The following is a 4,593-nucleotide window of genomic DNA, read 5'->3' as shown; positions in this document are numbered from 1 at the left end:
CGACAACCCCGCAGCCACACCCTCCTCAGCCACCTCCGACCACTCCACACCCACCAACCACTCCACCCACTCGGAGTGGCGGCCGGCGAGGCGGCCGCGGGGGGCGGGGCGGTCCTCGAAGCCCCCGACCTCGGCCAGGGGTGTGCCGTCGGCGTCCAGGAGGTCGATGTCCCACCGGCCGTCCGCGGCCCGGCGGGCGTGGATCCAGTGCGCGCGGTCGTCGGTCTGCGGGCGCACCACGAGCCGGGCCAGCGCGAACGGCAGCCGGGCCTCGCCCGGTGCGTCCGAGGCGAGCGCGCACGCCTCGGTGACCTGGAACAGCGCGTCCAGCAGACCCGGGTGGACGGGTGCGAGCGGGGCGGCGCCGGGCTCCGGCGGGGTCACGGCGGCCAGCGCCTCGTCCGCGTCCGCCCAGATCCGGTCCAGCCTGCGGAAGCTGGGCCCGAGTTCGATGCCGTGGGCGGCGAGCCGCGTGTAGAGCGCCTCCCGGTCGATCTCCCGGCCGAGCCGTTCCCGTACGGCGGTCACGTCCACGGACCGGTCCGCACCGGGTCCTTCGGGGGCGCCGTCCAGGACCACCCGGCCGCCCGCGTACACGGAGGCGTTCCGGGGCTCCCCGGGGCCGTCGGCGTCATCCTCCGCCTCCCCGGCCGCGTCCAGCAGCTGGAACTCCCGCTCGGAGGCGTCCGCGGCGGGGCTCAGCACGAGCTGTACGGTGCGCGTCCCGCCGTCCGGCACCACCAGCGGCTCGGGGAAGACCACGTCGCGCAGGACGACCGTGCCTGCGCCGTGGGCCGCCTCTGCGGCGCTCGCCGCCATCGCCAGATGGCAGGCCCCGGGTGCCACCGCGGCTCCGCCCACCCGGTGTTCGCCGAGGAAGGGCAGGGTGCCGGCGCCCAGCTCGGTCTGGAAGACCGTCGCCCGGTACAGCGGGAGACGGACCCGGGTGTCGAGCAGGGGCCTGACCCGGGCGGTGGCGCGGGCAGCGCTCCTCGGCGGCGCCGTGAACCAGTGACGATCACGCTGGAAGGGATAGGTGGGCAGCGGAACGCGCCGTGGACGGCCGCGGCCGTCGACGGCCGCCCAGTCCACGGGTACGCCCCGCACATGCAGGGCCGCCGCTCCGGACAGCAGTTCGGGCCACTCCCTGCCGGGTCGCAGACTCGGCACCCAGGCCGTGTCGTCGTCCCCGCCGTCGGGCAGACAGGCCCGGCCGAGGCCCAGCAGGACCGGCTTGGGCCCGGCCTCCACGAACACCCGGGCGCCCTCGGTGTGCGCGGCCCGTACGGCGTCGGCGAAGCGCACCGGCTCGAGGGCGTGCCGTACCCAGTACTCGGGGTCGCACAGCTCGTCGGGGTCCGCCGGGGCGCCGGTCAGGTCCGACACGACGGTGATGCGCGGGGCCGTGTACCGCACCCGCCGCGCGACCTCGCGCAGCGGCTCGGCGACCGGTGCCATGAGCGGCGAGTGGAAGGCGTGGGACACCGCCAGCCGCCGGGCCTCGACGCCCTGTGCGGCGAGCGCCGCCACGACCGACTCCACCTGGTCGGCCGCACCGGACACCACCACCTCGCCGGGCGCGTTCACGGCGGCGATCGACACCAGGGGGTGAGGGGCGACGGCGGCGGCGACGACCGCCTCGTCGGCGCGCAGCGACACCATCACCCCGCCGTCCGGCAGCGCGCCCATCAGCCGGCCGCGCTCGGCCACCAGCAGTAGCGCGTCCTCCGGCGTGAACACCCCGGCCACACAGGCCGCGACGATTCCGCCCACGCTGTGGCCCAGTACCACGTCCGGGGTGACGCCCCAGGAGCGCCACAGCTCCGCGAGGGCGTACTCGACCGTGAACAGGGCCGGCTGGGTGTACTCCGTACGGTCCAGGAGTTCCCGCCCCGGGCCGGGGTGCCCGTCCCGTGGGGCGGCGGTGTCCCGCGGGTGCAGTACGGAGAGCAGGGGGCGGTCCAGATGGCGGTCGAGGACCTCGGCGCAGCGGTCGACGGCCCGCCGGAACACCGGCTCGGTCGCGTACAGCTCGCGCGCCATGCCCGCGTACTGCGCGCCCTGCCCGGTGAAGAGGAAGGCCACGGTGGGCTCCGGCCGGTGCGCGGGGACGTATCCGCCGGCGCCGGTGCCCGCGGTCAGCCGCTCGGCCAGTTCCTCGGGAGAGCCGGCCACCACGGCGAGCCGGTGCTCGAAGTGGTCCCGGCCGGCGTTGGCGGTGAAGCAGACGTCCGCGAGGGGCGTTCCGCCCGCGCCCTCGGCCAGGAAGCCGGCCATCCGCCGGGTGGCCTCGGTGAGCGCCGCCTCGGTGCGGCCGGACAGCGCGAGGACGTGAACGGGACGGCCGGAGGGCTCGGCGGGCTCGGGATCGTCGGGTGCGGCGGCGAGCACGACGTGCGCGTTGGTCCCGCTCATGCCGAACGAGCTGACGCCCGCGACCCGGGCGCCGTCCGGCGTGGGCCACGTGGTGGGCGCGGTCGGTACGGCGAACGGCAGATCCGCCCAGTCGACGTGCGGGTTGGGCTCGGTGAAGTGCACATTGCCCGGGATCTCGCCGTGCCTGAGCGCCAGGACGGTCTTGATGACACCGGCGATCCCGGCCGCGCCCTCGGTGTGGCCGATGTTGCTCTTCACGGCCCCCAGCAGGACCGGGTGCGGGCTCCGGCCGAACACCGCGGCCAGAGCGCCGACCTCGATCGGGTCGCCCAGGGCGGTGCCGGTGCCGTGGGTCTCGACGAAGGACACCTCGTCCGGCGCGACGCCCGCGTTGGCGAGGGCGTCGCGGATGAGGGAGATCTGCGCCGACTGGTTGGGGACGGTGAAGCCGCCGGCCGGGCCGTCGTGGTTGACGGCCGAGCCGCGGACGACGGCGAGCACGGTGTCGCCGTCCCGGCGGGCGTCGGACAGCCGTTTGAGGACGACGATCCCACAGCCCTCGCTGCGCCCGAACCCGTCCGCCCGGGCGTCGAAGGTCTTGCAGCGGCCGTCCGGGGCCAGCGCGCCGGTCCTGGCCAGCGACAGCGAGGTGGCCGGGGACAGCCGCAGATGCACCCCTCCGGCGAGGGCGAGGTCGCACTCGCCGAGCCGCAGCGCGGACACCGCCTGGTGGAGTGCGACCAGGGAGCTGGAACACCCCGTGTCCGTCGCCATGTTGGGGCCCTGGAGCCCGAGGACGTGCGAGATCCGGCCGGAGGCGAAGCAGAAACCCGTGCCGGTGGCGTCGTAGTGCTCGAGCCGGGTGCCGTACGCGTCTTCGATCAGCCGCGCGTAGTCGTTCTCGGCGATGCCCACATACACGCCCGTGCGGCTGCCCCGCAGGCTCCTCGGGGCGTGCCCGGCGTCCTCCAGGGCCTCCCAGGTGACCTCCAGCAGCATCCGGTGCTGAGGGTCGAGGCGGGCGGCCTCCTTGGGGGAGATGCCGAAGAACAGCGGGTCGAAGCGGTCCACGTCGTCCACGAATCCGCCGTAGCGGGTGTACAGCTTCCCCGCGGCGGCCGGGTCCGGGTCGTACAGCGCCGCCATGTCCCAGCGGTCCGGCGGGACCTCCGTGATGGCGTCCCCGCCCTCGCGCAGCAGCCGCCAGAACTCCGCCGTGCCGTTCGCGGAGGGGAACCGGCAGGACATGCCGATGATCGCGATCTCTTCGCGGCCGCGGGCGAGTTCGCCCTCCAGCTTGTCGATGACGTACACGGACTGCTGCAACGAGGCCAGCAGCTCGTCGTGCGGCGTCGTTCCGGCCATGGTGACGTTTTCCTCCAACAACTCGGCGGTTCGGGGCGGCAGATGGCGTTCCGGGTCGAAGGCACACCTTCCGCGGCCCCCGGGGCCACGCCCCGACGGTGCGTCGGTCAGGCGCGCCGGTGGGTGCGGTACTTCTCCGAGATACGGGCCATCAGCTCGCTCGCCGACGTGTCGACGGGAGCCGTACCGCCCGGGCCCTCCTGCTCCGGGTCGCCGGCCGGGTCCTCGGCCGGGTCGTCGGACGGGAGGGCGAGTTGCCGTGCCAGGAAGGGCACGAGGTCGTCCAGGTTCGGGTGGGTGAAGGCGAGGGTGGTGGGCAGCCTCAGCTCCAGGGCGTCCGACAGCCGCGCCCGGAACTCCACGGCCATCAGCGAGTCCATGCCGAGGGAGGCGAAGCCCTGGTGCCGTCCGACCGGACGGCGGGAACCCAGCACCTGGCGCAGCATCAGTTCGACGCGTTCGCCCAGGAGGGCGCGCGGGTCGCGGGCCGTGGCCAGCTCGGCGCGCAGCGACGGCGACCGGTCCGTGGCCTGGCGCCCTGCGCCCGAGCGCCGGGCATCGGCCGCCGCGGCCCCACCGGACGGACCGGCGAGCCGGTCCAGATACCCGTCCGGCAGGGTGTCGCCGAGGGCGTTGCGGAAGGCCGCCCAGTCCGCCGGGACGACGCCGACACCCGCGGTGGCGGGGGTGGCGCAGGCCAGCCGGACCGCGATACGTGCGCCGCTGTGCGCGGGGATCGGCCGCAGGCCGGTCTTCTCGTGGTCGGCGGAGTCCCGGGCGGCCATGCCGACCTCGGCCCAGGGGCCCCAGCCGATCGCGAGACCGGGCAGGCCGTCGGCGCGGCGGCGGGCC

At 75.4% G+C, this 4,593-nt stretch carries 2 protein-coding genes; both read right to left on the bottom strand.

The genetic code is table 11. From position 1 onward, the window contains the following. On the bottom strand, window positions 1–3,741 hold a 3,741-nt coding region (locus LZ604_RS35245), incomplete at its 3' end, for a type I polyketide synthase (RefSeq protein WP_234520292.1). A gap of 107 nt (window positions 3,742–3,848) precedes the next feature. Next, window positions 3,849–4,593: acyl carrier protein (locus LZ604_RS35240; protein WP_234520291.1), on the bottom strand; the 745-nt coding region annotated here is incomplete at its 5' end.

Source organism: Streptomyces glomeratus (assembly GCF_021462825.1).
Lineage (GTDB): Bacteria > Actinomycetota > Actinomycetes > Streptomycetales > Streptomycetaceae > Streptomyces > Streptomyces glomeratus.
This window is presented reverse-complemented; position numbering and strand designations above follow the sequence as displayed.